Source organism: Candidatus Phycosocius bacilliformis (assembly GCF_003112735.1).
Taxonomy (GTDB): domain Bacteria; phylum Pseudomonadota; class Alphaproteobacteria; order Caulobacterales; family Aquidulcibacteraceae; genus Aquidulcibacter; species Aquidulcibacter bacilliformis.
Genome location: NZ_BFBR01000002.1, coordinates 365,268 through 390,557 on the forward strand (window position 1 = coordinate 365,268; position 25,290 = coordinate 390,557).

25 protein-coding genes and 1 tRNA gene are annotated in these 25,290 nt (G+C 57.8%); 3 read left to right on the forward strand and 23 right to left on the reverse strand.

Features of this window, described 5'->3' with window-relative positions; translation table 11 throughout:
- Positions 1-4: 4 nt before the first annotated feature.
- The 14 genes from der to PbB2_RS05095 all read right to left on the reverse strand — a co-directional run bounded on the left by der (position 5) and on the right by PbB2_RS05095 (position 15,552).
- Entirely contained in the window at positions 5-1,675 is a 1,671-nt protein-coding gene (gene der, locus PbB2_RS05035; protein WP_108984187.1) for a ribosome biogenesis GTPase Der, read from the reverse strand.
- A gap of 3 nt (positions 1,676-1,678) precedes the next feature.
- On the reverse strand, positions 1,679-3,079 hold the full coding sequence (locus PbB2_RS05040; RefSeq protein ID WP_108984188.1) for an outer membrane protein assembly factor BamB family protein: 1,401 nt from the start codon (positions 3,077-3,079) through the stop codon (positions 1,679-1,681).
- Entirely contained in the window at positions 3,076-4,152 is a 1,077-nt protein-coding gene (locus PbB2_RS05045) for a tetratricopeptide repeat protein (RefSeq protein WP_192576173.1), read from the reverse strand. Before PbB2_RS05045 ends, PbB2_RS05040 begins: the two co-directional genes overlap by 4 nt.
- Positions 4,153-4,286: 134 nt before the next feature.
- Positions 4,287-5,114, reverse strand: a complete 828-nt coding sequence (gene panB / locus PbB2_RS05050; RefSeq protein ID WP_108984190.1) for a 3-methyl-2-oxobutanoate hydroxymethyltransferase — start codon at positions 5,112-5,114, stop codon at positions 4,287-4,289.
- A gap of 85 nt (positions 5,115-5,199) precedes the next feature.
- The gene (lpdA, locus tag PbB2_RS05055) at positions 5,200-6,612 is read right to left on the reverse strand and encodes a dihydrolipoyl dehydrogenase (protein WP_108984314.1); all 1,413 of its coding nucleotides are present in this window, start codon (positions 6,610-6,612) and stop codon (positions 5,200-5,202) included.
- A gap of 68 nt (positions 6,613-6,680) precedes the next feature.
- On the reverse strand, positions 6,681-7,322 hold the full coding sequence (locus tag PbB2_RS05060) for a MarC family protein (protein WP_108984191.1): 642 nt from the start codon (positions 7,320-7,322) through the stop codon (positions 6,681-6,683).
- Positions 7,323-7,393: 71 nt separating this feature from the next.
- Positions 7,394-7,570: a hypothetical protein gene (locus PbB2_RS16010; protein WP_192576174.1), complete on the reverse strand. Its 177-nt coding sequence runs from the start codon at positions 7,568-7,570 to the stop codon at positions 7,394-7,396.
- A 140-nt stretch (positions 7,571-7,710) separates the two neighbouring features.
- Positions 7,711-8,988 (reverse strand): pyruvate dehydrogenase complex dihydrolipoamide acetyltransferase, encoded by a 1,278-nt coding sequence (locus PbB2_RS05065; RefSeq protein ID WP_108984192.1) that lies wholly within the window; start codon positions 8,986-8,988, stop codon positions 7,711-7,713.
- A gap of 11 nt (positions 8,989-8,999) precedes the next feature.
- A complete protein-coding gene (locus tag PbB2_RS05070; protein ID WP_108984193.1) occupies positions 9,000-10,361 on the reverse strand; it encodes a pyruvate dehydrogenase complex E1 component subunit beta in 1,362 nt (453 codons plus the stop codon).
- 111 nt (positions 10,362-10,472) lie between these two features.
- Positions 10,473-11,426 carry a hypothetical protein gene (locus tag PbB2_RS05075; RefSeq protein ID WP_108984194.1) on the reverse strand — a complete coding sequence of 318 codons (954 nt, stop codon included), beginning with the start codon at positions 11,424-11,426 and terminating at the stop codon, positions 10,473-10,475.
- A 74-nt stretch (positions 11,427-11,500) separates the two neighbouring features.
- Complete coding sequence (gene pdhA, locus PbB2_RS05080) at positions 11,501-12,514, reverse strand: pyruvate dehydrogenase (acetyl-transferring) E1 component subunit alpha (protein ID WP_108984195.1); 1,014 nt, start codon at positions 12,512-12,514, stop codon at positions 11,501-11,503.
- Between the two features lie 67 nt (positions 12,515-12,581).
- Complete coding sequence (locus PbB2_RS05085) at positions 12,582-12,926, reverse strand: FtsB family cell division protein (RefSeq protein ID WP_108984196.1); 345 nt, start codon at positions 12,924-12,926, stop codon at positions 12,582-12,584.
- Positions 12,927-13,023: 97 nt separating this feature from the next.
- Positions 13,024-14,310 (reverse strand): phosphopyruvate hydratase, encoded by a 1,287-nt coding sequence (gene eno, locus PbB2_RS05090; RefSeq protein WP_108984315.1) that lies wholly within the window; start codon positions 14,308-14,310, stop codon positions 13,024-13,026.
- A gap of 114 nt (positions 14,311-14,424) precedes the next feature.
- Complete coding sequence (locus tag PbB2_RS05095) at positions 14,425-15,552, reverse strand: COX15/CtaA family protein (protein WP_108984197.1); 1,128 nt, start codon at positions 15,550-15,552, stop codon at positions 14,425-14,427.
- A 138-nt stretch (positions 15,553-15,690) separates the two neighbouring features.
- On the opposite strand from PbB2_RS05095, the gene PbB2_RS05100 reads away from it, so the two are divergent.
- On the forward strand, positions 15,691-15,948 hold the full coding sequence (locus PbB2_RS05100) for a DUF2842 domain-containing protein (protein ID WP_192576175.1): 258 nt from the start codon (positions 15,691-15,693) through the stop codon (positions 15,946-15,948).
- 57 nt (positions 15,949-16,005) lie between these two features.
- Here PbB2_RS05100 and PbB2_RS05105 read toward each other — a convergent pair.
- A tRNA-Pro gene (locus PbB2_RS05105) sits at positions 16,006-16,082 on the reverse strand.
- 481 nt (positions 16,083-16,563) lie between these two features.
- On the opposite strand from PbB2_RS05105, the gene PbB2_RS05110 reads away from it, so the two are divergent.
- A complete protein-coding gene (locus PbB2_RS05110; protein WP_108984199.1) occupies positions 16,564-17,235 on the forward strand; it encodes a hypothetical protein in 672 nt (223 codons plus the stop codon).
- A 566-nt stretch (positions 17,236-17,801) separates the two neighbouring features.
- Here PbB2_RS05110 and PbB2_RS05120 read toward each other — a convergent pair.
- The 6 genes from PbB2_RS05120 to PbB2_RS05145 form a co-directional block, all read right to left on the reverse strand.
- The gene (locus PbB2_RS05120; RefSeq protein WP_108984201.1) at positions 17,802-18,347 is read right to left on the reverse strand and encodes a GNAT family N-acetyltransferase; all 546 of its coding nucleotides are present in this window, start codon (positions 18,345-18,347) and stop codon (positions 17,802-17,804) included.
- Between the two features lie 26 nt (positions 18,348-18,373).
- Entirely contained in the window at positions 18,374-18,919 is a 546-nt protein-coding gene (locus PbB2_RS05125; RefSeq protein ID WP_238164859.1) for a MerR family transcriptional regulator, read from the reverse strand.
- Between the two features lie 5 nt (positions 18,920-18,924).
- The gene (locus PbB2_RS05130) at positions 18,925-19,215 is read right to left on the reverse strand and encodes an integration host factor subunit alpha (protein WP_108984202.1); all 291 of its coding nucleotides are present in this window, start codon (positions 19,213-19,215) and stop codon (positions 18,925-18,927) included.
- A gap of 112 nt (positions 19,216-19,327) precedes the next feature.
- Complete coding sequence (locus tag PbB2_RS05135) at positions 19,328-20,299, reverse strand: beta-ketoacyl-ACP synthase III (protein WP_108984317.1); 972 nt, start codon at positions 20,297-20,299, stop codon at positions 19,328-19,330.
- Between the two features lie 32 nt (positions 20,300-20,331).
- On the reverse strand, positions 20,332-21,447 hold the full coding sequence (gene plsX, locus PbB2_RS05140; RefSeq protein WP_108984203.1) for a phosphate acyltransferase PlsX: 1,116 nt from the start codon (positions 21,445-21,447) through the stop codon (positions 20,332-20,334).
- Positions 21,448-21,661: 214 nt separating this feature from the next.
- Positions 21,662-22,204, reverse strand: coding sequence for a ubiquinol-cytochrome C chaperone family protein (locus PbB2_RS05145; RefSeq protein WP_108984204.1), 543 nt, complete (start codon positions 22,202-22,204; stop codon positions 21,662-21,664).
- Positions 22,205-22,545: 341 nt separating this feature from the next.
- Between PbB2_RS05145 and PbB2_RS05150 the strand changes: the two genes are divergently transcribed.
- The gene (locus PbB2_RS05150) at positions 22,546-23,046 is read left to right on the forward strand and encodes an outer membrane protein assembly factor BamE (protein WP_108984205.1); all 501 of its coding nucleotides are present in this window, start codon (positions 22,546-22,548) and stop codon (positions 23,044-23,046) included.
- 521 nt (positions 23,047-23,567) lie between these two features.
- Here the strand turns inward: PbB2_RS05150 and PbB2_RS05155 are convergent.
- Both PbB2_RS05155 and PbB2_RS05160 read right to left on the reverse strand, forming a co-directional pair.
- Complete coding sequence (locus PbB2_RS05155) at positions 23,568-24,932, reverse strand: PleD family two-component system response regulator (RefSeq protein WP_108984206.1); 1,365 nt, start codon at positions 24,930-24,932, stop codon at positions 23,568-23,570.
- A 4-nt stretch (positions 24,933-24,936) separates the two neighbouring features.
- Positions 24,937-25,287 (reverse strand): response regulator, encoded by a 351-nt coding sequence (locus tag PbB2_RS05160; RefSeq protein WP_238164873.1) that lies wholly within the window; start codon positions 25,285-25,287, stop codon positions 24,937-24,939.
- Between the last annotated feature and the right edge of the window lie 3 nt (positions 25,288-25,290).

Here is a 25,290-nt window from a genome sequence, read left to right on the forward strand (position 1 = left end):
GGCCTTAGCGGGACTTTCGGCCCGGTGCTGGCCTTGCCTTCACAGGCTTGCGACCGGCCTTGGCAACACGCGCTTTGGTCGCACCAGCAACCGGCTTACCAGGTTTGGTCGGCTTGGGCTTGGCAGGAGCCTTGCCACCTCGGTCTGGCGCATGGGCATGCTTAGCCCCTGCATCGCGGTTCTTGCGCGAGAGATTGGGCCGGCCCGTCTCATCGCCTGCAAACGGATTTTTCGGCGCGCGCACCAAAAAGCGGATTGGCACTGCGGGCATATCAAAAGCCTTGCGAATGCCATTGACCAAATAGCGCACATAGGAATCAGGCAATTGCGCAGCACGGCTGGCAATCAACACAAAGGTGGGCGGGCGGGCTTTGATCTGGGCAAGGTAGCGCGGCTTAACCCGGCGACCATCGACGGCAGGAGGTGGCTGACGCGTGATGACTTCATGCAACCAGTCATTCAGGTCACGCGTCTTGACCCGCGCATTCCAATCCTCATGAACCGCCAAAACCGCCGGCATCAAGTCATCCAGACCGCGGCCAGACAAGGACGAAATGGGCACCAAGGGTGCTCCACGTGTTTGGGGCAAAACGCGTTCAGCGCGCGCTTGCAAGTGTGCCAAGCGTGCAGGCCCATCCTCAACCCGGTCCCATTTGGCCAGCACATAGACAAGGCCGCGACCCTCGCGCGCGACAAGATCGGCAATCTGCAAATCTTGCTTTTCGAATGCATCATCGGCGTCCATCACCATGAGGCAGATTTCGGCAAAGCGGATCGCGCGCAAAGTGTCGGCCACCGACAGCGATTCCAGCTTTTCTTGCACCTTGGCTTTGCGCCGCATGCCGGCGGTGTCGACCAAACGCACAGGCCGCCCATCCCAGGTCCAGTCCACACCAATGGAATCCCGGGTAATCCCTGCCTCAGGACCTGTTAGCAGGCGTTCTTCGCCCAAAAGCGCATTGACCAGTGTGGATTTGCCGGCATTGGGCCGTCCGATAACGGCGATGCGCAAGGGGACATCTGAAATTGGTGCCGATGGGCTATTCTCGCTGACCGCCTCATCAGCCCCCTCGCCATCGAAAAAATCAAGGCCATCCTCGTCGGATACCTCATCGGATGGGTGATCTTCCCCGGCGTCCTCGTCTTCATCATCGGTGTCTGAAGGTGCGGCCCGATCCCCCATTAAAGCAAGGATTGCCGCATAAAGGTCGGACATGCCTTCGCCATGTTCGCCGGAAATGGCCACCGGTTCGCCTAAGCCAAGACCATAGGCTTCCAACACCCCGGCATCGGCAATCTTGCCTTCCACCTTATTGGCGGCCAGCACGACAGGCTTGCCCGAACGGCGCAACAAATCGGCAAAAACCTCATCAATCGGGGTCACCCCAGCCCGAGCATCAATCAAGAACAGGCATAGATCAGCCTCTTGGATGCCAGCTTCGGTTTGAAGCCGCATACGGGCTTCAAGGCTTTCATCCACCGCGGTTTCAAATCCGGCGGTGTCAATCAAGGTCAGGTCAAGATCGCCCAGACGCCCACTCGCCTCACGCCGGTCACGCGTGACACCGGGCATGTCATCGACAATGGCGAGCTTTTTGCCCGCCAGCCGGTTGAACAAAGTCGATTTGCCGACATTGGGTCGGCCGACTACCGCGATTTTAAGTGGAGCGGCCACGATCTATCGCACAGCCACAACCACACCGTCTTGGGTGTAGAAATAGACCGTCCCATTGGCGACCGCTGGAGGCACGAAGATTGGATCCTTGGCATCGCGTGTGACAATGGTCGAGCCATCTTCAGGCTTGATCACTTCAATCCGGCCAAGCGAATTGGCCAAAACCAACCGCCCGCCAACCATAACCGGCCCTGTCCATGAGATCAGATTTTTCTTCTTTTTCTCATTGCGATAGGCCTGAAGCTGGCGGGTCCATTTCACCCCGCCTGTTTTGGCGTCCAACGCGACCAATTCTCCACTGATCGAGACGACATAGAGGAAATCTCCGGCCAGCAAGGGGGTCTGGATCGAGGCGATAGGCTTGTCCCAGACCCGTGTACCGGTGCGCAATTCAATGGCAGCCAAAGTGCCAGACTGGCTGGCCGCATACACAATGCCTCCGGCCACAACCGGGCGTCCGGCAATGTCATTGATGGTGGACAAGGAATTGGCATTGCCCGCCCGCGTCAGGGCTTCAGACCAAAGGCGCCGCCCATTGGCTGACAAATAGGCAATGACCTCACCCGATGCGAACGGTGCCACAATTGTTTCTGCCACGAGGGCTGGACTGGGGCTTGAGAGCATGCGGGCAGGCTCTGCAATCGCGGACTGGGTCCATTGAATGGTGCCGCTATTGGCCTCGACGGCAAATAACTCGCTGTCATTGCTGGTAATAAACACCCGACCACCACCTACCAATGGCGAGGCGTGGATCGGCGAACCTGCATCAATCCGCCATGCTTCTTGTCCCGAATCCGCATTGAGTGCGACCAGATTGCCAAAGCCGGTTGCGGCGAAAATCTTGCCTTCACCAAATGCGATACCCCCGCCAATCGCTGTGCTTTCATTGCGGCTGAAGAAGCGGCTGCGGGTCTGAACAACAGGAACCAGTGACTTTCGCCAGATTGGGCGTCCACTGACGAGATCAACCGCATGAACTGTGCTGCGTGCATCCAACACAAACAATTTGCCATCGGCGATAATCGGTGTGGCCGTAATTGCCCCACGCGCACCAGCGCCTTGACCAATTTTGCGACGCCACTCGATCGCCAAAGGCCCGGAACCTGCGATATTCTGCGGGGCGTTGTTGGTGACCCCACCCGGATTGGTCCAATTGGCCAGCTCTTGGGCGGCAGGAATGGTCACAGGCACATTTTCCAGCGCCGGGTCCTTGGTCAGCTTTTCTTCAAGCCCCAGAACTGAGACACGTTCCTTATCTTCGGCAATCGCATTCTTGGCCGCGTCACGACCAAAAGGCCACAAGCCCGAAGCCCGATCCTGCAGGCCAGCACAGCCCGCCAACAGGAAGACCGCACTGGCGCTGGCCAGACCCAGTGCCCGCAAGCGGCGCGACATCAAGTTCATTGGCCATCTCCTGGCTTGGGGGCTTCAGCGGGGCTGGCAGGGGCGGGTTCTGCAGGGGCTGGCGCAGCAGTCCGCCCCTTCTCAATCGCATCAATCTGACGCTGCTGAGATTCAGTTATTGCCTTCTGACGGGCCATGCTGGCCTGACGTTCACGCTCGATCTGGGCGAGGACTTCCGGCGAGACACCACCACCCGCCGCTTGCCCTGATGGCAAAGGGGTCTCGATCACCCGCACATTGGGCGGGAGTTTCGTGCCGGGAGGTAATTTGACCCCGGGTGGCAATCGGACGATCCGCGGGTTTTCCGGCGTCCCCTCATTCGCCCCATTGGCTTGGGCTTGGGCAGCCTGCATCTGGGCCATCTGCTCTGGCGTCAGCCCCCCTTGGCCAGCCTCTTGCGGCATGACCATCGGCTCTTTTGCAGCGGTGGCACCTGCGTCAATCACCGCCAAGGCCTGGCCGGCGCGCGCACGCACACCCTGCGGCGCATTAGGGTCCAATTGCAACAGGGCATAAGTTGCCCGCGCCCCCGAAAGATCCCCTGATTTCCAAGCAACGGCCGCAGCCAATTCACGCGCCAGCACCGAAAACGCACCCTTGCGATCAATAACAGGCTTTAGGCGCGCATCCATTTGCGCTTTGGTCTCGCTGTCGGCGGCAATATAGGCCGCCCGCAGACGGGCAAGATCGGCCAGATCAGGGTCAGAAATCTTCTTGGCGGCATCTTCAAACGCGGCGCGGGCTTCTGCGGTCTTGTCCTGCTCTTGCAAGACGGCCGCATATTGCAGCAAAGCCTGAGCGGCATAGCCTGCCGGTGCGGTCTTGGCCAATTCGGCCAAACTGGTCGCCCCACCGGCCAAATCACCCGACTGCAGCTTATTCATGGCTGCCTCATAGGCCACACCGGCCTTATCGGCAGCCTCGGCTTGGTGGTTCTGCCAGAATTGCCAGGCAGTCGCCCCAGCCAAGCCCAGCACAATCGCGCCGATCAAAAACGGGGCGGCTTTGCGGGCGAGAGTCTCTGCGGTCTCTTTGCGCAGCTCATCTTCAGCTTCGCGGATCAAATCGGACACGCTCTCTTCTCCATCCATTCAAAGTCGTCTCACGCCGGAGACATGTGGGCTAACCTGTTGAGGCTAAAGCGGCTGGCCTAGCAGGGCAAGGTTCGGGCTCGCGCGAAACTGCGACGATTTGAGGGCAAAAGCACTCAGCTTGTGCGTTTTAGCACATAGGTCTCCGCTTCTGCCGGAAAGGTCCGGGCTTTGACGTCCTCAGCATATTGGCAAACGGCCTGATCAATGACTTGGCCAAGCTCGGCATAGCGACGCACAAATTTGGGCGTCCAGTCAAACATACCCAACATGTCGTCGGTGACCAAAATTTGTCCATCACATTGGGCCGATGCGCCAATGCCAATTGTCGGGGCGCGCACCATTGAACTAATCTCGGCAGCAATATCTTCGGCCACGCCTTCCACCACAATCGCAAAAGCCCCAGCCCGATCTGCTGCCAATGCCTCGCGCAGCACCCGGTCGCGCTCGGCCTTGGTGCGGCCCTTGGCGCGGAATCCGCCATCCACATTCATTGCCTGTGGCCTTAAGCCGACATGGCCCATCACTGGAATGCCGCGGTCGACCAAAAAGGCGATGGTGTCGGCAATCCCCTCGCCGCTTTCGACTTTGACAGCTTGGCAGCCCGTTTCCATCATGACACGACTGGCCGACCGCCATGCCACTTCATGACTTTCCTCATAGGAGCCAAATGGCAAATCAACCACCACTAGCGCCTTGGACGATCCGCGCATGACAGCTTTGCCGTGCAAGATCATCATGTCGAGCGTGACGCCCACGGTGGAATTGAGACCATGAATCACCATGCCCAGACTGTCGCCCACCAAAAGAATATCGGCATGGGGGTCCAAGAGGCGCGCCATGGGTGCGGTATAGGCCGTCAGGCACACAACAGGTGCCTTACCCTTGGCGGCGGCAATGTCGCGCACGCTCTTGCGTTTGCTGGTGTCGGTCTGGGCGCTCATGGCCGTGTGTGTACACCGTGGCGGGCGAGGTCTCTAGGTACCCCACCCGATTTCTTGCATCTTAAGCCGCGTCACGCTGCCTGTCTCAAATATGGATCACCCGACCATAGGCATCCAACACCGCCTCATGCATCATTTCCGACAAGGTTGGATGCGGGAAGACGGTTTCCATCAATTGGGCTTCTGTGGTTTCCAGCGTCATGGCAATGCCATAGCCTTGGATCAGCTCGGTCACTTCCGTGCCCACCATATGCGCGCCCAGAAGTTCACCGGTCTTGGCGTCAAACACTGTCTTCACCAGGCCTTCAGGCTCACCCAAGGCAATTGCTTTGCCATTGCCATTGAAGGGGAAGCGGCCAACCCGCACCTCATGACCCGCCGCCTTAGCCTTCTCCTCGGTCAGGCCGATGCTGGCGACCTGTGGATTGGAATAGGTGCAGCCCGGGATGCGCGACACGTGCAGCATATGGGGATGCAGGCCTGCAATGGCCTCTACACAAGCCACACCCTCATGGCTCGCCTTATGGGCAAGCCATGGCGCGCCCGTCAGGTCGCCAATCGCATAAAGACCCTTCACATTGGTGCGCCCAAGCCCATCGGTGACCACATGGGTGCGATCAATGGTGACGCCCAAATCCTCAAGGCCCAGATTTTCGACATTGCCGACGATGCCAACTGCCAGAATGGCACGATCTGCCTCGATGGTTTCGCTTTTGCCACCCGCTTCAATGGTCGCGGTAACAGTATTTGCCCCGGCCTTGAGGCCTTTGACAGCCGCCGAGGTGATCAGACGGATACCCCGCTTTTGGAAGGCCTTGGCAGCAAAGCCAGAGATTTCAGCATCCTCAACCGGCAAAATACGGTCGAGGGCTTCAACCACCGTGACCTCTGAGCCCAAAGAACGGAAGAAGCTGGCAAACTCAATCCCGATCGCCCCAGACCCGATCACCAAAAGCCGCTTGGGCATGGTGTCAGGCACCAAGGCTTCCCGATAGGTCCAGATGAGCTTGCCATCGGGGACAAGCCCTGCAGCCGGAATGGTGCGCGCCCGCGCCCCAGTGGCCAGAATGACGTGCTTGGCGGTCAATGTACGTGTGCCACCGGCAGCCAGATCCACAACGACGCCGGGGGCCTCTTGGCCCTTGGTCAGGCGTGCCGTGCCCAAGACGACCTCGATCTTGTTCTTCTTCATCAGATAGGTGACCCCACCTGAGAGCTGTTTGGCGACTTTGCGTGAGCGATCGACAATGCGCGACAGATCAAAGCTTGCCCCCGTGACCGACAAGCCATAGGCCTCTGCATGCTTGATGTTTTCATAGACATCGGCCGAACGCAGCAGGGCTTTGGTGGGAATGCAGCCCCAATTGAGGCAGATGCCGCCGAGATTCTCGCGCTCAACAATGGCGGTTTTGAAACCCAGTTGGCTGGCGCGGATCGCTGCAACATAGCCGCCAGGTCCTGACCCGATTACCACCACATCCACTGCATCATTGGCCATGCGAAAGCTCCCCACAGGTTCACAGGCCATCTTTAGCCTGCTTCACCCCCGTGGTGGAAGGCCCTGAGCTACCCGATACCGAATGCCCCCTTTACGCCATCGACGATGAATTGGGCCGCAAGAGCGGCAAGAATGATCCCGAAAATCCGAGTGATCATCGCTGCCAAAGTCGCCCCCATCACACGGGTCAAAGGCCCTGCCAACAGGAAGCCAATCAAGCACAAAGCCAGATTAGCGCCCGCCCCTGCCAGCACCATGGCCTGCTCGGCAACACTTTTGGATTGGGCAAACAACAACATGATCGAGGCAATCGCCCCCGGCCCTGAAATCAGCGGAATGGCAAGCGGGAAGACTGACACATCTTCAAACCGTTCAGGATGTTTCTGCGCTTCGGCCAAAACCTTCTCATTGCGCTCCTCACGCCGCTCTGTGCGCTTTTCAAACAGCATGTCCACTGCAATCAGAAAGAGCAGCACGCCCCCGGCCAGCCGAAACGCATCCAGCGACACATGCAGCTTTCCCAAAAGCCATTGTCCACCAAAGGCAAAGCCGATCAGAACGATGGTGGCCACGCCGACTGACTTGAACGCCATTTTGTTTTGCCACGACCGGGGCGTGTTCTGGGTCAGGGTGGCAAACATGGGGGCGACGCCGGGCGGGTCGATCACCACGAAAAAAGTCACGAAGGCGGCAAGGAACAGTTCGAGCATCACTCCCCTCTAGCCCGCTTTGGCGTCGGGGTCATCTGTGGCCAGACAGTTGATGCGATGGTGTGTCCGATTTAGCGGCGGGGATCGTCAAAATCGCGCCGACGTGGCCGGTAGGCCGGAAGGTCCGAGACCGGGCCACGCCGATCAATCAAGACCGCATCCTCATACTGGTCCCGCTCACGCCCAAGATCGCGCACGCGCACTTTGGACCCGCGCCCACGCGGTTCCCCAAACCCAAACCAACCCATATGCCGGAATCTCCGTTCCGATTGATGATGATTGGTTCTAGCAAAGCCTAGTTAATGCCAGGCCAGCAGGCATGGTTAAATTAACCTTGAACAACCCGCGTAGTCGCCGCAAGGATCGATAAGCTTGAGCGCCTCACCCCTTACAGCATCAGGCCAATCGGCTCTTCGATCAGGCTCTTGAACGCCGCCAGCCAGGCGGCACCAATCGCCCCGTCGACAACGCGGTGGTCGCAGGTCAGGGTGACACTCATCACAGTGGCAATCGCCAGCGCACCATTTTTGACCACGGGGCGCTGCTCACCGGCCCCCACCGACAGGATGCAGCCCTGCGGCTCATTAATGATGCTCATAAAGCTCTTGATACCCATCATGCCGAGGTTGGAGATCGAGAACGTGCCCCCGGCATAATCCTCTGGCATCAGTTTGCGGTTACGGGCTTTGTCGGCCAGCGTCTTCATCTCGCCAGAAATGGCTGCCAATCCCTTGGTTTCCGCCTTACGGATCACAGGGGTAATCAGGCCGCCCTCAATAGCAACAGCCACCGCAATATCGGCATGATGGTGGCGCAAAATACCATCAGGCGTATAAGAGGCATTGGCCTCAGGCACCCGTTTGCAGGCAAGTGCGGCAGCCTTAATGATCAGATCATTGACCGAAACTTTGGCATCTTGGGCCGCACCAACTTGGTTGAGCTGTTTGCGCAATTCCAACAGTTTGTCGATTTCCAGATCGATGTTGAGCGGGAAATGTGGCACATCGCGGAAGCTTTCCGTCATGCGGCGGGCAACCGTGCGCCGCATGCCATCGAGCGGCAGCACATCATAAGTGCCCTCAGCATAAGGCAAGGGTGCCGCCACACGCGGTGCCGGTGCGGCGGCCGCAACTGGGGCTGCCGACATGGGGGTGGCAGCAGGTGTTGCCGCAGGTGCTGGCGATTTGCCGCGCGCTGCTTCCACATCGGCTTTGACGATCCGGCCATTGGGACCGGTCCCTGTCATCTGTGCCAAATCAAGGCCAGCGGCTTCAGCCAAACGGCGCGCCAAGGGTGAGGCCATGATGCGCGCACCTGAAACCACAGGAGCTGGTGGTGTGGGTGCAGCAGGGGTTGCAACCGGGGTCGGGGCTGCGACAGCAGGGGCAGGCGGCGTGGCGGCAGCAGGCGCAGCCGGGCTGTCCCCCTCGCCTTCAATGCGCGCAATAACCGCGTTTACTTTGACGCCTTGCGTGCCTTCCGCGACGAGGATTTCCAGCACTTTGCCTTCATCGACCGCCTCGACTTCCATCGTGGCTTTATCGGTCTCAATCTCGCACATCACATCGCCAGATTTGAGCATGTCGCCAACTTTGACATGCCATTTTGCCAAGACGCCTTCTTCCATCGTCGGCGACAAGGCGGGCATCAGAATATCGATTGCCATGGGTCAGGTCCTCAACGATTGGTCACGGCGCGGGCTGCGGCGACAATGTCGGCAGCATTGGGCAGAGACAGCTTTTCCAAATTTGCCGCATAAGGCAAAGGCGCATCCTTTTGGTGAACGCGCACAGGCGGCGCATCCAGCCAATCAAACGCCCCGTCAAGCACACAGGCGATAACCTCAGCACCGACCCCCATCGGGCCCCACCCTTCCTCGGCGGTGACAAGCCGATTGGTCTTCTTCACCGAGGCGATAATGGTTTGGGTATCAAGCGGGCGCAGAGTGCGCAGGTCGATCACTTCAGCCGAAATGCCAAGGCCAGCCAATTCTTCTGCAGCTTGCAACGCAAAACCCACCATCCGCGAATGGGCCGTGATTGTCAGATCCGTCCCTTCACGGCGCACCTTGGCCTTGCCGATTGGCACAAGCCACTCATCACCTTCAGGCACCTCAAACTCAATGCCATAGAGCAATTCATGCTCAAGGAAGACAACCGGATTGGGGTCACGGATCGCCGATTTGAGTAGGCCTTTGGCGTCGGCTGCATCCCAGGGGGCAATCACCTTCAAGCCCGGCACATTGCCATACCAGCTTGAGTAATCGTGGCTATGTTGGGCCCCCACCCGTGAGGCAGCCCCATTAGGCCCACGAAACACGATGGGCGCACTGATTTGCCCGCCCGACATATAATGCACTTTGGCGGCTGAATTGATAATATGGTCAATAGCTTGCATGGCGAAGTTCATGGTCATGAACTCAACAATCGGCTTGAGGCCTGCCATCGCAGCCCCCACACCCATACCGGCAAAGCCATGCTCGGTAATTGGGGTATCAATCACGCGCCGGTCGCCAAATTCCTCAAGCAAGCCACGGCTGACCTTATAAGCCCCCTGATACTGACCCACTTCCTCACCCATCAGGAAGACATCAGGGTCTCGGCGCATTTCTTCTGCCATGGCATCGCGCAAGGCATCGCGCACGGTCACCTTCACCATGGGGGTGCCTGCTGGGACTTCTGGATCAGCCAGTGGTGCTGCGGCAACTGGCGCGGCAGCGATACGCGGGGCTGATGGGGGTGGAGCCGGCGTGGCAATCGGTGGCGCGACTTGAACGCTCCCCGCATCCTCGCCTGAAATCCGCGCAATGGGTGTATTGACCTTAACACCTTGGCTTCCGGCAGCGACCAGCAGTGCCTCGATCACACCTTCATCAATGGTTTCCACTTCCATTGTGGCTTTGTCAGTCTCGATTTCGGCGATGACATCACCTGCCTTGACCGTATCACCGACCTGCACCAGCCATTTGGCCAGCGTGCCTTCCTCCATTGTTGGAGAGAGTGCGGGCATGAGGATTTCAATCGACAAAGCGGACTCCATATGGTTTGGCGCGGGACCGGACCAACCTCGCGGCTGGCCCTCCCCTGTCAGATCGGCGGGCTGGGCACGACTTGTGCCACAGCCCAAAAGCAGCAGGCGGTCACAACCGCCTTATTTCTTCTTTTTCGGGGCTGGGGCCGGAGCCTTTTTGGCGGGCGGCTTTGGCAATTCTGGAGGAGCCAACAAACCGCCCGGCTTCTGATGCTCATTCAGTTGGAAGCGAACGGCAGCGAATTTGCGCTCAAAGTCGTTCTTGGCGGGCAGGAAGACAGCATTGACGCCCTGGTTCACGGCGGTCTTGATCAATTCATAATCTTGACCCACATTTTCCTGCCGACAAGCGCGCACCTGATTGATCCGATCCGGCGTGGCGCGCAACTCATCGAGCTTGGCATTGAAACCATTACGCGTCGTCTCGGTATTGAAGGCTTCCTCAGTCAGGCTGCCCAAGGCAGATGGGCACGAGGTCTGGTAGGTGAACGTGTCGCCAGACGCGGTCAACGTGCCAACAAAGCGTCCAGTCGGAGCCGTCCAAGCGGCAAAAGTCGGCGCAGCGGCCTCACTCGCCGTCTCACCCTTCTTCTTGGAAGCCTTTGGCGCAGGCAATTTGCCAATGCGCTCGATATTGGCCGTTGCTGCACCATTCATCGCATTAAATGCCTTGGCCTCATCATTGGCCATGCTCGACAGATAATCGCCAAGATAGACGCGCAGCCGGTCAATATCGCGGCTGCCATTTTCCATCAGGCAATCTTCATAAGCGTCCCATTTGTCGCGGATATTCTCGAAGCGACGCTTTTCACTCTCCACAAAGGCCCGGCTGTTGCTTTCCTGAATGGCAGCAGCATCAAAGTCGAACACAAAGGCGGGACAAGCTGGGGTATAGGTCACAGTGTCGAGCTTGCCGCTGGAAAACGTCCCCTTATGTTCGGGGATCGAACTGGCAGCGGCTGGCGCTGACTCAGCCGATTGGGCTTTCGCGGTGGAGGTACCCATCTGGGTGCCCGCAACGGCAACCAAGCCAATGGCAGCAGCAGCCAATGCGGTGGTTTTCATCAGTTTCATCGTGTTTACTCCCACATGTTCTGGTTCAAACAAGGCCAAAGCACCCGTCTTTATGCATTGCCCACCGGATAAGGTCAGGCATCGACATAGATATGGCGCATCAGTTCAGAAGGATCTGGTTCTGGGCTGGTTTGCGCAAAATCTGCTGAATCGGCCACAATCTCCTTCACATCCCTGTCGATCGACTTGAGATCATCTTCGGTGAACAAACCCTGTGCCAGACCAAACTGGCGCATATGCTCAATCGGATCGCGCGTATCGCGGACCTGTTTTGGCTCATCTTTGGGGCGATATTTGGCCGGATCGGACATCGAATGGCCACGATAGCGGTAGGTCTTCATTTCCAACAGGAACGGACCCTTGCCAGAGCGGGCATGTTCGAGTGCCCGCGCCCCTGCTTCCCGCACGGCCAGCACATCCATGCCATCGACTTCTTCGCCTGCAATTTCAAAGCTGATACCACGCTTGAACAATTCTGTTTCCGCCGAGGCGCGCGCCACACTGGTGCCCATGGCGTATTGATTGTTCTCAATCACATAGACAACCGGCAGCTTCCACAGGCTGGCCATGTTGAAGCTTTCATAGACTTGGCCTTGATTGGCCGCCCCGTCGCCGAAATAGGCGACCGAGACCTGATCATTGCCGCGATAGCGATTGGCCAGCGCCAGGCCTGTACCCAAAGCCACCTGCGCCCCGACAATGCCGTGCCCGCCATAGAAATTGGCCTCTTTCGAGAACATGTGCATCGAGCCGCCTTTGCCGCGCGAGGACCCGCCAATCCGACCCGTGAGCTCGGCCATAATTTCACGCGCACTCATGCCGCATGCCAACATATGCCCGTGATCGCGATAGCCGGTAATGACCTGATCGCCCGGCTTTTGAGCGGCCTGCATACCGACAACCACGGCTTCCTGGCCAATATAAAGATGGCAGAAGCCCGCAATCAGTCCCATGCCGTACAATTGACCCGCGCGTTCCTCAAAACGGCGGATTAGCAGCATGTCGCGATAATAGGCCAAGGCCTCATCACGACTGACCAGGTTGGAGGGAGAAACAGAAGCGGTGGAATTTGATTTCTTGCCAGCCATCGAGACGTATGACCCTTCCTGTAACACCTTATCCATAGGCAGAAGCGCGTAAGACGTCCAGTTGCGTTCATGGATTGGGGGTCTGCACAGATGCAGAAGGTGCCGCGATCTCTGCAGTTTTTCCCACACGTATCACCACATCTTGAGGCCCAGCAACGCCAAGCTGCGACCAAGCGCGCTCTTCGACATAATCCGAATCAACCCGTCCAGCCTGATAGCGGGCAAGTCGGCGCTCTAATTCTTGCCGCTTTTGGGTCAATGCATCGCGCTCAGCCATCAGCGCATCCGCCCGCTGAACATAGGCATGCCAAGAAAGCACGCCTTGCTGGCCGACAAAAAAGTGCACGGCAAAATACACCAGCACGCCTGCAAACAGGAATGTGGAGATGCGTATGCCCTTGAGGAATGCCATACAGACGGTGCCTTTTGGTGGCGCGGTCGCGAGTCTGCGACCTCACCCACCTTGTGCCCAAACTTGGTAAACCAAATCTTAGCGATTGGCCTTGGCTTCAGCCGCGGGTGATTTTCAGCGCACCATGTCCTGCATAGACGGCTTGGCTTTCCAACATTTCTTCGATCCGGATCAGTTGATTGTATTTGGCGGTCCGATCCGACCGGGCCAAGGAACCGGTCTTGATTTGCCCGCAATTGGTGGCCACGGCGAGGTCAGCAATCGTGGCATCTTCGGTCTCGCCAGACCGATGCGACATCACCGATGTATAGCCATTGCGATGGGCGATTTCGACCGCATCCAAGGTTTCTGACAATGTGCCGATCTGATTGACTTTCACCAGAATGGAATTGGCCAGTCCATCGCGAATGCCCTGCTGCAGACGGGCAGGATTGGTCACGAACAAATCATCGCCCACCAATTGGCACTTCTTGCCCAGACCTTCGGTCAGAGCACCCCAGCCGACAAAATCATCTTCCGACATTCCATCTTCAATCGACACGATGGGGAAGCGATCGACCAGTCCTTCCAGCCAGCGCGCCATGTCTTCGGGTGCCAAAGTCTTGCCCTCACCGGTCATGGCATAGCGGCCATCCTTGAAAAACTCAGTCGCGGCACAATCCAGCGCAAGGCTCACATCATCACCGGGCTTATAGCCCGCTTTTTCAATGGCCTTGAGAATAATGCTCAAAGCCTCTTCAGCGGAGGCCAGATTGGGCGCAAAGCCCCCTTCATCGCCGACATTGGTGCTGTGTCCGGCATCTTTGAGCAGCTTCTTCAGACTATGGAAGATTTCTGACCCCATGCGCACGGCATCGCCAAAGGTCGACGCCCCCAACGGCATGATCATGAATTCCTGGATGTCGATTGGATTGTCGGCATGGGCGCCTCCATTGATGATATTCATCATTGGGACAGGCAAAACCCGCGCATTGACCCCGCCCACATATTTGTAAAGCGGCTGGCTTGAGGCTTCTGCAGCGGCCTTGGCCACAGCAAGCGAGACCCCCAATATGGCGTTCGCCCCAAGGCGAGACTTATTCGCGGTTCCATCCAACTCGATCAAAATATCGTCAATATGGCGCTGGTCCTCCGCCTCAAAGCCTTCCAGCGTTTCAAAAATCTCGCCATTGACGGCCTCTACCGCAGCCAACACGCCTTTGCCGAGATAACGGCTTGCATCGCCGTCGCGCTTTTCCACCGCCTCATGGGCCCCGGTTGATGCCCCCGATGGCACAGCCGCCCGGCCAAACGAGCCATCTTCCAACAACACATCGACTTCTACGGTCGGGTTGCCACGGCTATCGAGAATTTCGCGGCCAAGAATGTCGATGATTGCGGTCATGGGGGCCTCCAGCATGAGGGTTGCAGCGTCTGGCGAGTCATCACCCGCCTGTCACCCAAGCGGGTTAGCGCGCCCGAGGTCGCAAAGCTAGGCTAATCGCGCACAGGGCCTATGCTAGACTGCAAGTTTGAGGGATGCTGGCTTGCTGACCAAACTCGCGCGGATCAGCATCATGGCGCTGGCAAACAAGATCGCCCCAAGCCCTTGGTGCGCAATCCCCAGCATCACGCCCTCAATCTGGGGCGGTGCCCAGATGCCAAAGCCAGTGAGGGTGGCAATCCCCAGTCCGATTTGGCACAGCACCAACACGGCCACCACATGCCCCCAAGCGGCCACACTTGCTTCTTTTGAGCGGCGGGTGCGCAACCAGACCAATAGCGCAAATAGGCCTACGCCATAGGCACCGAGCCGATGGTTGAACTGAATGGTGGCGGTATTTTCAACAAAATTACGCCAAATCGGGCTCAAGGCCGCATAATCTTTCGGGAAAAGCCCCCCGGCAAAAGTTGGCCAGTCATTATAGGCAAGGCCTGCATCCGTGCCGGCCACAAAGGCCCCAAGCACGATTTGAAAGCCCAGGAAAACCCCAAAACCAATCGCCCATGGCACGATCTGGCGGTCGCCTTGATTGGGCCGCTTGGGTGAGAGATGATCAAGCGCAGTCCACAAAGCGAGGCTCATCAAAATGAAGGCCATCGACAAATGGGTGGCCAGCCGATAGGCGGCCACATCCAGCCGATCCCCTGAGAGACCGGAACTGACCATCCACCAGCCAATAAAGCCCTGAAGGCCGCCCAAACCCAGCATAGCAACCAGCCAAGGCGTCATGCCAGGGCGCAGATGGCGGGTCAGCGCAAAAATGATCAGGGGCAGTGCAAAAGCCAGTCCGACCAGCCGTCCCAACAGGCGATGGGCCCATTCCCACCAGAAAATGAACTGAAACTCGCCCAGACTCATGCCTTTGTTCTGCAGCTGATATTCGGGAATTTGCTTGTAGAGATCAAATTCCTGCTGCCATTGTTCGGCAGTCAACGGCGGGATCGCCCCATGAATGGGCGACCAATGGGTGATCGACAGGCCAGAATCGGTCAGCCGTGTGGCCCCGCCCACAATCACCATGCACAGAACCAAAAAGGCGATGAACAACAGCCAAATGCCAACCCGGACATCCTTGCCGCGCTGAATCCGATCAGACGGGCTGAGTTGATCGCGTAAAAAGGAGGCAGACAAAGCGGTGGTCATGACTGGCAGGCGTCCTAGATAGGCAAGACATAGAGGGGCAGCCCACGGCGGCAAGATTGTTTCTGCCGCTCACATCGACGTGGTTTGCGCCGCGGCCTGCTTACAGGCTAGAGGCAAGCCCAATCAAGGGAGTTGAACGTGAGAGCGACACATCGGCGGGCCATTGGTATCACACTCACTGTGGTGGTGCTGTTTGTCTATTCCTTCTTTGCAGCCTCTGTTGGCGGCCTGTTCGCCGACAAGCCTTGGTACGCCCAAATCGCTTATTTTGCGGTGGCAGGCTTGGCATGGGTTATCCCACTCTATCCGGTTTATGTCTGGATGCGTCGGCCTGATCCCGATGAAGCCGCCGCTGAAAAGCCACCTGAGGCAGCAGCCATCCGCAAGCGCAGCTGAGCTGCGACCTGCCCTTGATGCGCGGGGTAATGACGATGGTGTTGGCGGGGCAATAAATGGTCGGAGCGGCGGGATTTGAACCCACGACCCCTTGTCCCCCAGACAAGTGCGCTACCAAGCTGCGCTACGCTCCGACCGTGCCGCAACCCTCATCGGGTGCGAGGGCGTGGCTATAGACGCCAAGACGTCGCGCGGCAATCGCTGTTGTCAGATATTTCTCACCTAAACCCGCCCCACCCAAGGCCGCCCGCGCGCTTTTGCGCCACAAGGTCCCGGATCGGCTACCGCCGTCCGGGATGACACCGCTATGTATAATTTAACTTTTTTAACAATGTCATCCCCGCCGGAGCGAAGCGGAGAGCGGGGACCACTCTGCGCTTTTGCGGCACAAGGTCCCGGATCGGCTTCGCCGTCCGGGATGACACCCACTTATAAATGCAACCAACTCTAAACGATGTCATCCCCGCCGGAGCGAAGCGCAGAGCGGGGACCCCCTCGCGCACGTGCGCCACAAGGTCCCGGATTGGCTATCGCCGTCCGGGATGACAGCGAGGTGGGTGGGGGGAGATCGTTCCAATCTATCCCACAGCACAACATCCCAGCCATGATAGTGTCATGGCCTTCTCGCTTGCCCCCTTTGCCTTTGTGCTGTCCCTGGCCTTGCAGCTGCATAGCCATGTCTTGGCAAAGGACAATTTGTGGGAACGGCCACACTTTGTGCGCAAGGCAGTGGCCGCACGTTTGCGGGCGGGGGTGCGCGCGCTTGAGGCCTTCTTGCGCCGGATATTGATCCTGATGGCGCTTGATCTGGAGCATGAATTGGTCGCCAAGCCGCAGGTTGAAAACCTGCGCCGCAAGAAGGCGCGCAAAGTGCGGGTATCTAGCCCAGGTTTTCGGGTGTTTCCGGAACTGTCTCTGCCCCATCCGGACATGCTCGCGCAGCGGTTTGAGGCGCTGGACAGGGCCATCACAGGCCAAGTGCGGCCCTTTTACTTTGCCCCCGCCCCTGTGCCCATCGGCCACTGGTTGCGGCGCTTGGACCTGCTGCAGGCCATCGCCACCGACCCCCAAGCCAAGGCCAAACGCTTGGCCTTCTCTCTCGCCCGCCGCAGACCCGGCCCCATGCTCGCCCCTGAAGCGCGACCCCGCATCATGGCCCGTCGTGGTCATGAAATCAGCGCCACCTTCGATGCGATGGGCTTTCAGATCACCCAGAAGAGCCGAAACCGACCCCCGCCCTTACCCCCGCCGCGCCGCTGGCCAGTACCGATGATCACCTTACTGTAGATGTGAACCCGCTTTGACGTTCAAGCGGGGGTGGGGGTGTTGGTTTCAGACTGAGAAGCACTTTGGTGCAAAACATATAATCGGCTGTCATCCCGGACGGCGAAGCCGATCCGGGATCTTGTGGTGCACATGCGCTTGGAGGTCCCCGCTCTTCGCTATCGCTCCGGCGGGGATGACATCGTTTAGAGAAGATTTTTGTCTGGAAGCGCTTTGGTGATCCCCATGGTCCACCAAACCGCAACCTCAATTGTTCTTGCGACAACTGGGTGGTCAAGTGTCGGTTTTCTGTGAAAACCGATCGCACCGCTACGCAGCAAAGCTGCGCACTTGACGACCCAGTTGTCGCGCTCAAACTCGACCATCCGCTTTGGTGAAACACAGGTTTCACCAAACGGTTCCAAGTAGAAAAGCCAAACCCACCGCGCTGTCATCCCGGACGGCGAAGCCGATCCGGGATCTCACACCGAAAAAGCGCAGAGAGGTCCCCACTTTTCGGCACGATGCTTTGTTCTCTTATTCTCGCATCGTTTGCGCCGAAAACCGGTTCCCACTTTTCGGCACGATGCTTAGGCCCATTTCGTTTGGAGGGATTTGTCATATTCAAGCAGGATCAGATTGTGACCACGCGTCATGCTGGGATCATGGTGAATATCGGCCATCGAGACGGCGCTGCCCGTGGCCCGATAACCCCGACGCTGATAAAAGGCGACCAACTCAGCGCGCCCCTCAATCACGGTCATGGTCATGCGATGGGCCCCGAACACCGCGACAGCGGCAGCCTCAGCTGCCTGCATCAATTGCTTACCCAAGCCACTGCCTTGCAAGCTTGGCTCGACAGCGAACTTACCAAAACTGCACGACCTGGCTGGATCATCCAGCCATTCAATGTCTGCGCAGCCAATAATCTGTCCCGCCGCGTCTCGAGCGACCAGAAAATGGTGGTTAGGATTGGCCAGAACTTTGCCAATATCCTCCGGTGTTGTGCGGTCGCCATCGATCAGGTCCGCCTCCGACGTCCAGCCCTTTTTGCTTTCTTCGCCGCGATAAGCGCGCTGCATCAAGCCAACAATCGCGGCAATGTCGTCAAATCGCGCAGGAGCAATCTGTGTCATTGGGTGTCTTCTTCACAATGGGCTAATCAGCGTCGGCTGCCGGCTTGGGCAGCAGCCAAGAGCGCGTCAGCGCGCTCAAGCCGCGTTAAGGCTGCTTGTAAGCGTGCCCGATCCAAGACTGGATTGACCGGCGTGCTGGCTTCTGGCCGACTGCCCTCGGCGATGGACTCATCGTCTTCGGCCTTATCCGATAATGGGAAGACCGGACCGCGCGCCGCAGCCCCCAATGCCAGTCGGTCCCGATCCGCACCAATGCCGACCAAGATGGGCGCGGGACTTGATGCACCAACCCCGCCACCACGAGCGCGCACATGAGCCACACCTTGTTCTTTGAGGACTTTCTGCACGCCTTTCAGCTGATAGCCATCTTCCTGCAGCAAGGCCCGGATACCGCGCAGCAAGGCCATATCTTCGGGCCGATAATGCCGACGCCCGCCAGCCCGCTTCAGCGGCCGCAATTGGGGAAATTTGCCTTCCCAGAATCGAAGCACATGGGCAGGCACGTCGAGGAGTTCGGCCGCTTCGGTAATCGTCCGAAAAGCCTGCTCACCTTTTTCAATGCCAGCCGCCAAATTCCTCAGCCTTTTTCAACCCGCTCCCGCATGATTTGGGAAGCCTTGAAACTTACAACCCGACGCGCCGAAATCGTCGCCTCAACACCCGTCTTCGGGTTTCGCCCGATTCGGGGCCGTTTGGATCGTACACTGAAATTGCCAAATCGGGCGAGTTTGACCAACTGCCCCTTTTCCAAGGTCTTGGCCAAATGCTCCAACATGGACTCAAGCAAATCGGAACAATCATTGCGTGACAAACCGACTTCGCGCCCCAGCGCATCAATCAAGTCCGCGCGCGTTAATGTCTTACCCACGTCTTAGCCCCCTTATGACTGCAAGCTGCGCGGTTGTTATGCGATCTTTCCCGCGTGTCTTTGCTTCGGATACCGGACTATTAAGCCCCGATTTTACAATACGTCCAGCCCCTTATAACCGTATCAGCGAGGCACCCCATGTAAAGCCGCCGCCCATGGCTTCCAGAAGCACCAGATCGCCGTCGCAAATGCGCCCATCCTGGCGGGCAACTTCAAATGCCAAGGGCACCGAAGCTGCCGATGTATTGCCATGCTGATGCACTGTCGTGACCACCTTATGGTCGTCCAGTCCCATACGCCGCGCAACGCCGTCAAGAATTCGACGATTGGCTTGATGGGGCACAAACCAATCAATATCTGAAACCTTCACACCAGCCTTTTCACAACATGCTGAAATTGCTTCAGAAATATTTCCAACCGCATGACGGAAAACCGCCTGACCCTGCATCTTCAGCTTGCCGATGCGGCCCCCCTGGGATGGGCCGCCATCGACATAGAGCAAATCGGCCTGCCGACCATCTGCACGCAAGGCATGGGCCAAAACCCCGCGCGATCCCGCTTGCGCGCTGGCGACCGCTCCCAATACCATCGCGCCAGCCCCGTCTCCGAACAAAACGGCCGTGGTGCGGTCAGACCAGTCAAGAATACGTGAAAAGGTCTCAGCCCCAATCACCAAAGCGGTTTTGGCCTGGCCACTGGCCAGCATGGCGTCTGCCACGCTCATGGCATAAACGAATCCCGAGCAGACTGCTTGAACGTCAAAGGCTATTGCCACCGGGATACCAAGGTCGGCTTGGATGAGTGCGGCTGTGGCGGGAAATGTCCGATCAGGTGTGGCGGTCGCGCAGATGATCAGATCAATGGCATCTGGACTGACACTTGCATTGGCCAAGGCGCGTCGGGCTGCTTCTGCACCCAAACTGGCGGTGGTCTCCAGCGGGCCGGCAATGGCGCGCTGTGCAATGCCAGTGCGCTCTTGGATCCAAGCGTCGCTGGTATCCATCATTGTTTCAAGCTCGACATTGGTGACAATGCGGGACGGCGTCATCGCACCGCTGCCCAAAAAGACAGAGCGCCATGGCATGGGGGGCATGATCAGCTGGTCGGTCGACTGGGTCACTGGGCTGCCTGCCCCATGCTGGCCACGTCCGACTCTGGCGTGGCCTCCCCCGCACCTCCTGTCGCCGCTGCTGTTGCTTGGGCTTGGGTACGCACGTCGCGCAAGCGCAACAGATTATCAGCGACTTCTTGCATATAGGAACTCGACGCAAGGCGCGCCCCGACCGCAATCGCATTGGCAAAGCCGCGCGCATCGGTGCCACCATGCGACTTGATGACAAGACCATTGAGCCCCAAAAACACCCCGCCATTTGAATTGCTGGGATCCATGCGGGCCTTTAATTGCCTAAGACCAGAAGAGGCCAGAAAAGCGCCGGCCATGGCCAGGGGACTAGAGGTCAACGCCTCTTTCAAGAAAGCCGCCACAAGGCGGGCTGCCCCTTCGGCGGTTTTCAGCGCGATATTGCCGGTAAAGCCATCAGTGACCACCACATCTGTTGTGCCCATCGAAATGTCGTTGCCTTCGACAAAGCCATGGACATCCATGCCCAGCGTTGCACCATACAGACGCAAAAGCCGCATGGCTTCGCGAATATCATCATGGCCTTTGACCTCTTCTGAACCCACGTTCAAAAGGCCGATGCGGGGTCGTTCCAAACCAAACAGGGCTTTGGCAAAGGCCTCTCCCATAATGGCGAAGTCAACCAATTGATCGGGATCTGAATCGACATTGGCTCCGATGTCCAGCACCACACAATGGCCTTTGGGTGTTGGCCAAGAGGCGGTGATTGCCGGCCGGTGCAGACCTTCCATTGTGCGCAATTGTAAATGCGCGACAGCCATCAAGGCTCCCGTATTGCCGGCGGAGACGCAGGCCGCTGCTTCCCCGTCCTTTACCGAAGCAATCGCATTCCACATGCTCGTGCCCCGCTTGCGCATGGCTTGACTGGGCTTGGCATCCATGGGGACGATATCGGTCGTATGGCGGATTTCGCTGGCATTTGTCGCATCAGGAAGCCCCGCCAGAAGGTGGTCTAGAACTGCCTGATCGCCGTGCAGAATGAACCGCGCGTCTGGATTCTCATGCGCAAAAAGATCCACCCCTTTCAGGATGGCATCTGGTGCATGATCCCCACCCATGGCATCTATCGACAGCTTCAAGCCTTTAGTCATAAACTCTCCCCTGACCTCTCGCTCGCCCCACATGCATCACACCCAGATTGGCCGCAACCGACGCGTGAGTCACACGATTCTGGTCTTGGGATCTGGCCGAATATGCTGGCCATTGATTCCAGTCTGGCCCAGAACGCTGCCTGCATGTTTAAGCTGACTTAAGGGAAAGTTGCACAAAACATCCTGCGCTGTAAGACCCTGAGCCTTGGCAGTCTCAGCGTGGCAGCGGCATGGACCCGCTCAGGATAGTTTCGTCGTCAAGCGCACGCAGGTCAAGCGCCCAATCACGGACGCGTGAAGCCAAGGTTGCAGCCAATGCCTCCCCAGCGGGGGCTTTTTCAAGCACATGAACCCAGATTGCCTCGCTCAGCACCGCCATGCCATCGGGCCCGGCAAGGTTTAAGGCCTCATGATAGACAGCCATCCTGCCATAGAAGCTTTCAGCCAATTTTCTGATTCGCTTGCCCACTGACAAATCCCCGACCCCCAGCTCCCTCAATGCATGGTCGAGCGCCGAAAACAGGATGTTGAAGACCTCTTGAGCTGTTTCATCAGCCTGATCACCGCGCTTGGACAAGCGGGCAAACAAAACCGCGGTGTGCAAAGTCAGCATCTCAAACCGGCCGTCGGGGCTATCGGCCACTTTACCAGGGCCATAAAAGGCTGGATCGCGGGCAGCAATCGTGACCTGATCATAAAGCGCGCGCGCCGCTTGTTTGATCGGCTTTTTGCGAAAGAGGCGGGAGAGAGAAAACATCTTAGTCCTGTCTATCGGATAATGAGCGGGCGGTTAGATATCGAACGGTCATCGTCCCCTCTCGGCGGGGACCAATCAGACACCAAGGAGCGCAGGCCAGAGACCTCAGCCACGCCGCCCCTTTTCTGTCACCAACCTCCCGCGTGAACCTTGGGCTTGAACCTGACATGGTGCCGGGTTAGGTCAAGGCAAGGGCTGCGCGCCATGCCATATTTTTGGTATCAGGTGCAGCAGCTTCTGCAGCCCAAAGCGTGATAGGGCAACATTTTGCGGCGATCCTGCCTTATTTTGTTGCCAGTTTCCCGTTATGGACCTGTCCCCTAGCTTGAGTGAAGGCCAAGATGACCCAAAAGCGCCCCTTTTCCCCGATCGCAATTGTTCTGATGGCCAGCGTGTGCCTGTTGGGAGCCTGTACAGGGGTGGTGGATCGTCGCGGGTTCTTGGCTGATGAAAGCCAGCAAGCCCCATTTCAAGACGGGGTTGATACCAAGGAAACCGTGTTAAGTCGGATGGGCAATCCATCTCAAACTGGCACATTTGATGAGCAGACATGGTATTATATCTCCGCCATTCAAAAACAGACCGCCTTTTACAAGCCTCGCACAACTGAGCGTACCATCATGGCAATCTCTTTTGATGACAGCGACAAAGTGGCTTCACAGCGTAAATACACCCTCGCCGATGGTCGCGTGATTGCCTATGACAATCGTCGCACCCCGACCCGGGGCCGCGAGGTCACATTCCTAGAACAGATCTTCGGCTCGATCGGTCGCGCCCCGGTACAATTGCCTGGCTCTGACCCCAACTTGCCCACCTCCGCGGGCGGTCCACGACGGAATTAGGCACTGTCCTTATCCACCTGTGTGGCTAAAGCCATATAATGCCAAAAGATCAGCGATACAGAGCGCCTGATTTGGGGACCAGATCGGACAACATTACATTTTTGACAAAGGCTTTTGTCATCCCTGCCGGAGCGAAGCGAAGAGCGGGGATCTCATTGCGCACGTGCGATAAAAGGTCCCGGATCGGCTGCGCCGTCCGGGATGACAGCGTGGTGGGTTTGGCTTTTCTACTTAGAACCGTTTGGTGAAACCTGTGTTTCACCAAAACGGCTTAGCGAGTTTGAGCGCGACATCTGGGTCGTCAAGTGTCGGTTTTCTTTGAAAACCGATCGCACCGCGACGCAGCAAAGCTGCGCACTTGACTACCCAGGTGTCGCAAGAACAATTGAGGTTGCGGTTTGGTGACCAGATTGGGCACCAAAGCACTTCCAGACAAAATGTTTTTCTAACGACAGCTCATCCCCGCCAAAGCGAAGAGCGGGGACCTCAGTTCATATGTTGGGCTTGGCCAGAAGGGTTTCTTAAGCCGCCTGCGACACAACCTTATTCCGCCCACTGCGCTTGGCAACATAAAGGGCTTCATCAGCGCGCTTGAGAAGCGTTTCATAATCAAGCTCGGCGGAATTGGCCACGGCCACGCCGACCGAACAGGTGACATCCAGCGCATCGCGCGACGCACCGATAAAGAACGCGGCCTCTTCAATCGACTGACGCAGCCGTTCGGCAATCATATTGGCATCATTGGCATTGGTCTCCGGCATGATCACCACAAACTCTTCCCCACCGAAGCGACAGGCAAGATCGCGGGGCCGGAAATTGGACGCCAGCCGGGCGGCAAACTCGCGGATCACATTGTCGCCGGCATCATGGCCAAACAAGTCATTGACACGCTTGAAATGGTCAATGTCGGCAATCAGCACCGAGACGGGCGGCCCCCCACGAGAAGACCGGGCCAATAGGGCCTTCAGCTGGGTTTCCATATAGCGGCGATTATGCAGCCCTGTGAGCTGGTCGGTCACCGCCAATTCCATGCTGGAATCCACGGTCAAACGCAATTGATCAATATGACGTTTGCGCTTGATGAGGGTGCGGGTCCGGGCCAGCAATTCATCATCATCAATCGGGCGATAAATGAAGTCATTGACCCCGACCTCAAGTGCCCGCAGGGCTTTGATTTTTTCTTCCGGTTCGCAGATCGCCAAGATGGGCAGACTGCGTGTGCTTTCCTGTCCGCGAACATGGGCCGCTAACCGCAAACCATCAAACGATGTCCCCGAGGCGGAGATAATCATCAGTTCAACAGTAGATTGCCCCATCGGCCCCAGTGCGTTGGAATCTTGCATCAGCATCGGGCGCTGTTCAACTTCCAATGTCCGCTTGAGTCGCGCTGCGCGGCGCGGGTCATCCTCAACAATCAAGATACGCGCATTAAGGCCAAGCTCTCGGCTGGAACCGCCCTCAATCACACCCATGCGGCGACCAGCAGCCTCGCGCAGGCGCAATTCATCCGCAACCGCCTTGAAACGGGCCAGTGACTTCACACGTGCAAATAAGGTCACATCGTCAATCGGCTTGGACAAAAAGTCATCCGCCCCGACGGCCAGGCCCTTGACGCGGTCTTCGCGCTGGTCGAGTGCGGTTACCATCACCACGGGGATATGGCGGGTCGCAGGGTCTTCTTTGAGGCGACGACAGGTTTCAAACCCGTCTAGGCCGGGCATCATCACATCCAGAAGAATGACGTCGGGATTGTCGCGATTGGCTTTGGCAATCGCATCTTCACCAGAGTTAGAGGTGATGACGGTATAATATTCGTGCTGAAGCTTGGCTTCGAGCAGCCGGACGTTGGGCTCCACATCGTCAACAACAAGAACGCGCGCACTCATCTGATTACCCTATGAACTTGCGCACAGCACCGATGAATGTGGCCACCGAGATCGGCTTAGACAAATAGTCCTGACAGCCGCCTTCACGGAAACGCTCCTCATCGCCGCGCATGGCAAAAGCCGTCACGGCAATGATGGGAATGCTGGCCAATTCGTCATCGGCCTTCATCCAACGTGTAATGTCGAGGCCAGAGACTTCGGGCAATTGGATATCCATCAAGATCAAGTCGGGCTTTTCGGCTCGCGCAAGATCCAGCGCCATCAGGCCGTCGCGGGTTTCAACCGTCCGGTAGCCAAACGCAGTCAACAGGTCACGAAACAGCCGCATGTTGAGTTCATTGTCCTCAACAATCATCAC

Excerpts from the sequence above, each read along its gene's own strand:
- PbB2_RS05040 (WP_108984188.1), bottom strand. The coding sequence starts at position 3,079 with ATGAACTTGATGTCGCGCCGCTTGCGGGCACTGGGTCTGGCCAGCGCC.
- panB (WP_108984190.1), bottom strand. The coding sequence starts at position 5,114 with ATGAGCGCCCAGACCGACACCAGCAAACGCAAGAGCGTGCGCGACATT.
- lpdA (WP_108984314.1), bottom strand. The coding sequence starts at position 6,612 with ATGGCCAATGATGCAGTGGATGTGGTGGTAATCGGGTCAGGACCTGGC.
- PbB2_RS05060 (WP_108984191.1), bottom strand. The coding sequence starts at position 7,322 with ATGCTCGAACTGTTCCTTGCCGCCTTCGTGACTTTTTTCGTGGTGATC.
- PbB2_RS16010 (WP_192576174.1), bottom strand. The coding sequence starts at position 7,570 with ATGGGTTGGTTTGGGTTTGGGGAACCGCGTGGGCGCGGGTCCAAAGTG.
- PbB2_RS05065 (WP_108984192.1), bottom strand. The coding sequence starts at position 8,988 with ATGGCAATCGATATTCTGATGCCCGCCTTGTCGCCGACGATGGAAGAA.
- PbB2_RS05070 (WP_108984193.1), bottom strand. The coding sequence starts at position 10,361 with ATGGAGTCCGCTTTGTCGATTGAAATCCTCATGCCCGCACTCTCTCCA.
- PbB2_RS05075 (WP_108984194.1), bottom strand. The coding sequence starts at position 11,426 with ATGAAACTGATGAAAACCACCGCATTGGCTGCTGCTGCCATTGGCTTG.
- pdhA (WP_108984195.1), bottom strand. The coding sequence starts at position 12,514 with ATGGCTGGCAAGAAATCAAATTCCACCGCTTCTGTTTCTCCCTCCAAC.
- PbB2_RS05085 (WP_108984196.1), bottom strand. The coding sequence starts at position 12,926 with ATGGCATTCCTCAAGGGCATACGCATCTCCACATTCCTGTTTGCAGGC.
- eno (WP_108984315.1), bottom strand. The coding sequence starts at position 14,310 with ATGACCGCAATCATCGACATTCTTGGCCGCGAAATTCTCGATAGCCGT.
- PbB2_RS05095 (WP_108984197.1), bottom strand. The coding sequence starts at position 15,552 with ATGACCACCGCTTTGTCTGCCTCCTTTTTACGCGATCAACTCAGCCCG.
- PbB2_RS05110 (WP_108984199.1), top strand. The coding sequence starts at position 16,564 with ATGGCCTTCTCGCTTGCCCCCTTTGCCTTTGTGCTGTCCCTGGCCTTG.
- PbB2_RS05120 (WP_108984201.1), bottom strand. The coding sequence starts at position 18,347 with ATGACACAGATTGCTCCTGCGCGATTTGACGACATTGCCGCGATTGTT.
- PbB2_RS05135 (WP_108984317.1), bottom strand. The coding sequence starts at position 20,299 with ATGCCATGGCGCTCTGTCTTTTTGGGCAGCGGTGCGATGACGCCGTCC.
- plsX (WP_108984203.1), bottom strand. The coding sequence starts at position 21,447 with ATGACTAAAGGCTTGAAGCTGTCGATAGATGCCATGGGTGGGGATCAT.
- PbB2_RS05145 (WP_108984204.1), bottom strand. The coding sequence starts at position 22,204 with ATGTTTTCTCTCTCCCGCCTCTTTCGCAAAAAGCCGATCAAACAAGCG.
- PbB2_RS05150 (WP_108984205.1), top strand. The coding sequence starts at position 22,546 with ATGACCCAAAAGCGCCCCTTTTCCCCGATCGCAATTGTTCTGATGGCC.
- PbB2_RS05155 (WP_108984206.1), bottom strand. The coding sequence starts at position 24,932 with ATGAGTGCGCGCGTTCTTGTTGTTGACGATGTGGAGCCCAACGTCCGG.
- PbB2_RS05160 (WP_238164873.1), bottom strand. The coding sequence starts at position 25,287 with ATGATTGTTGAGGACAATGAACTCAACATGCGGCTGTTTCGTGACCTG.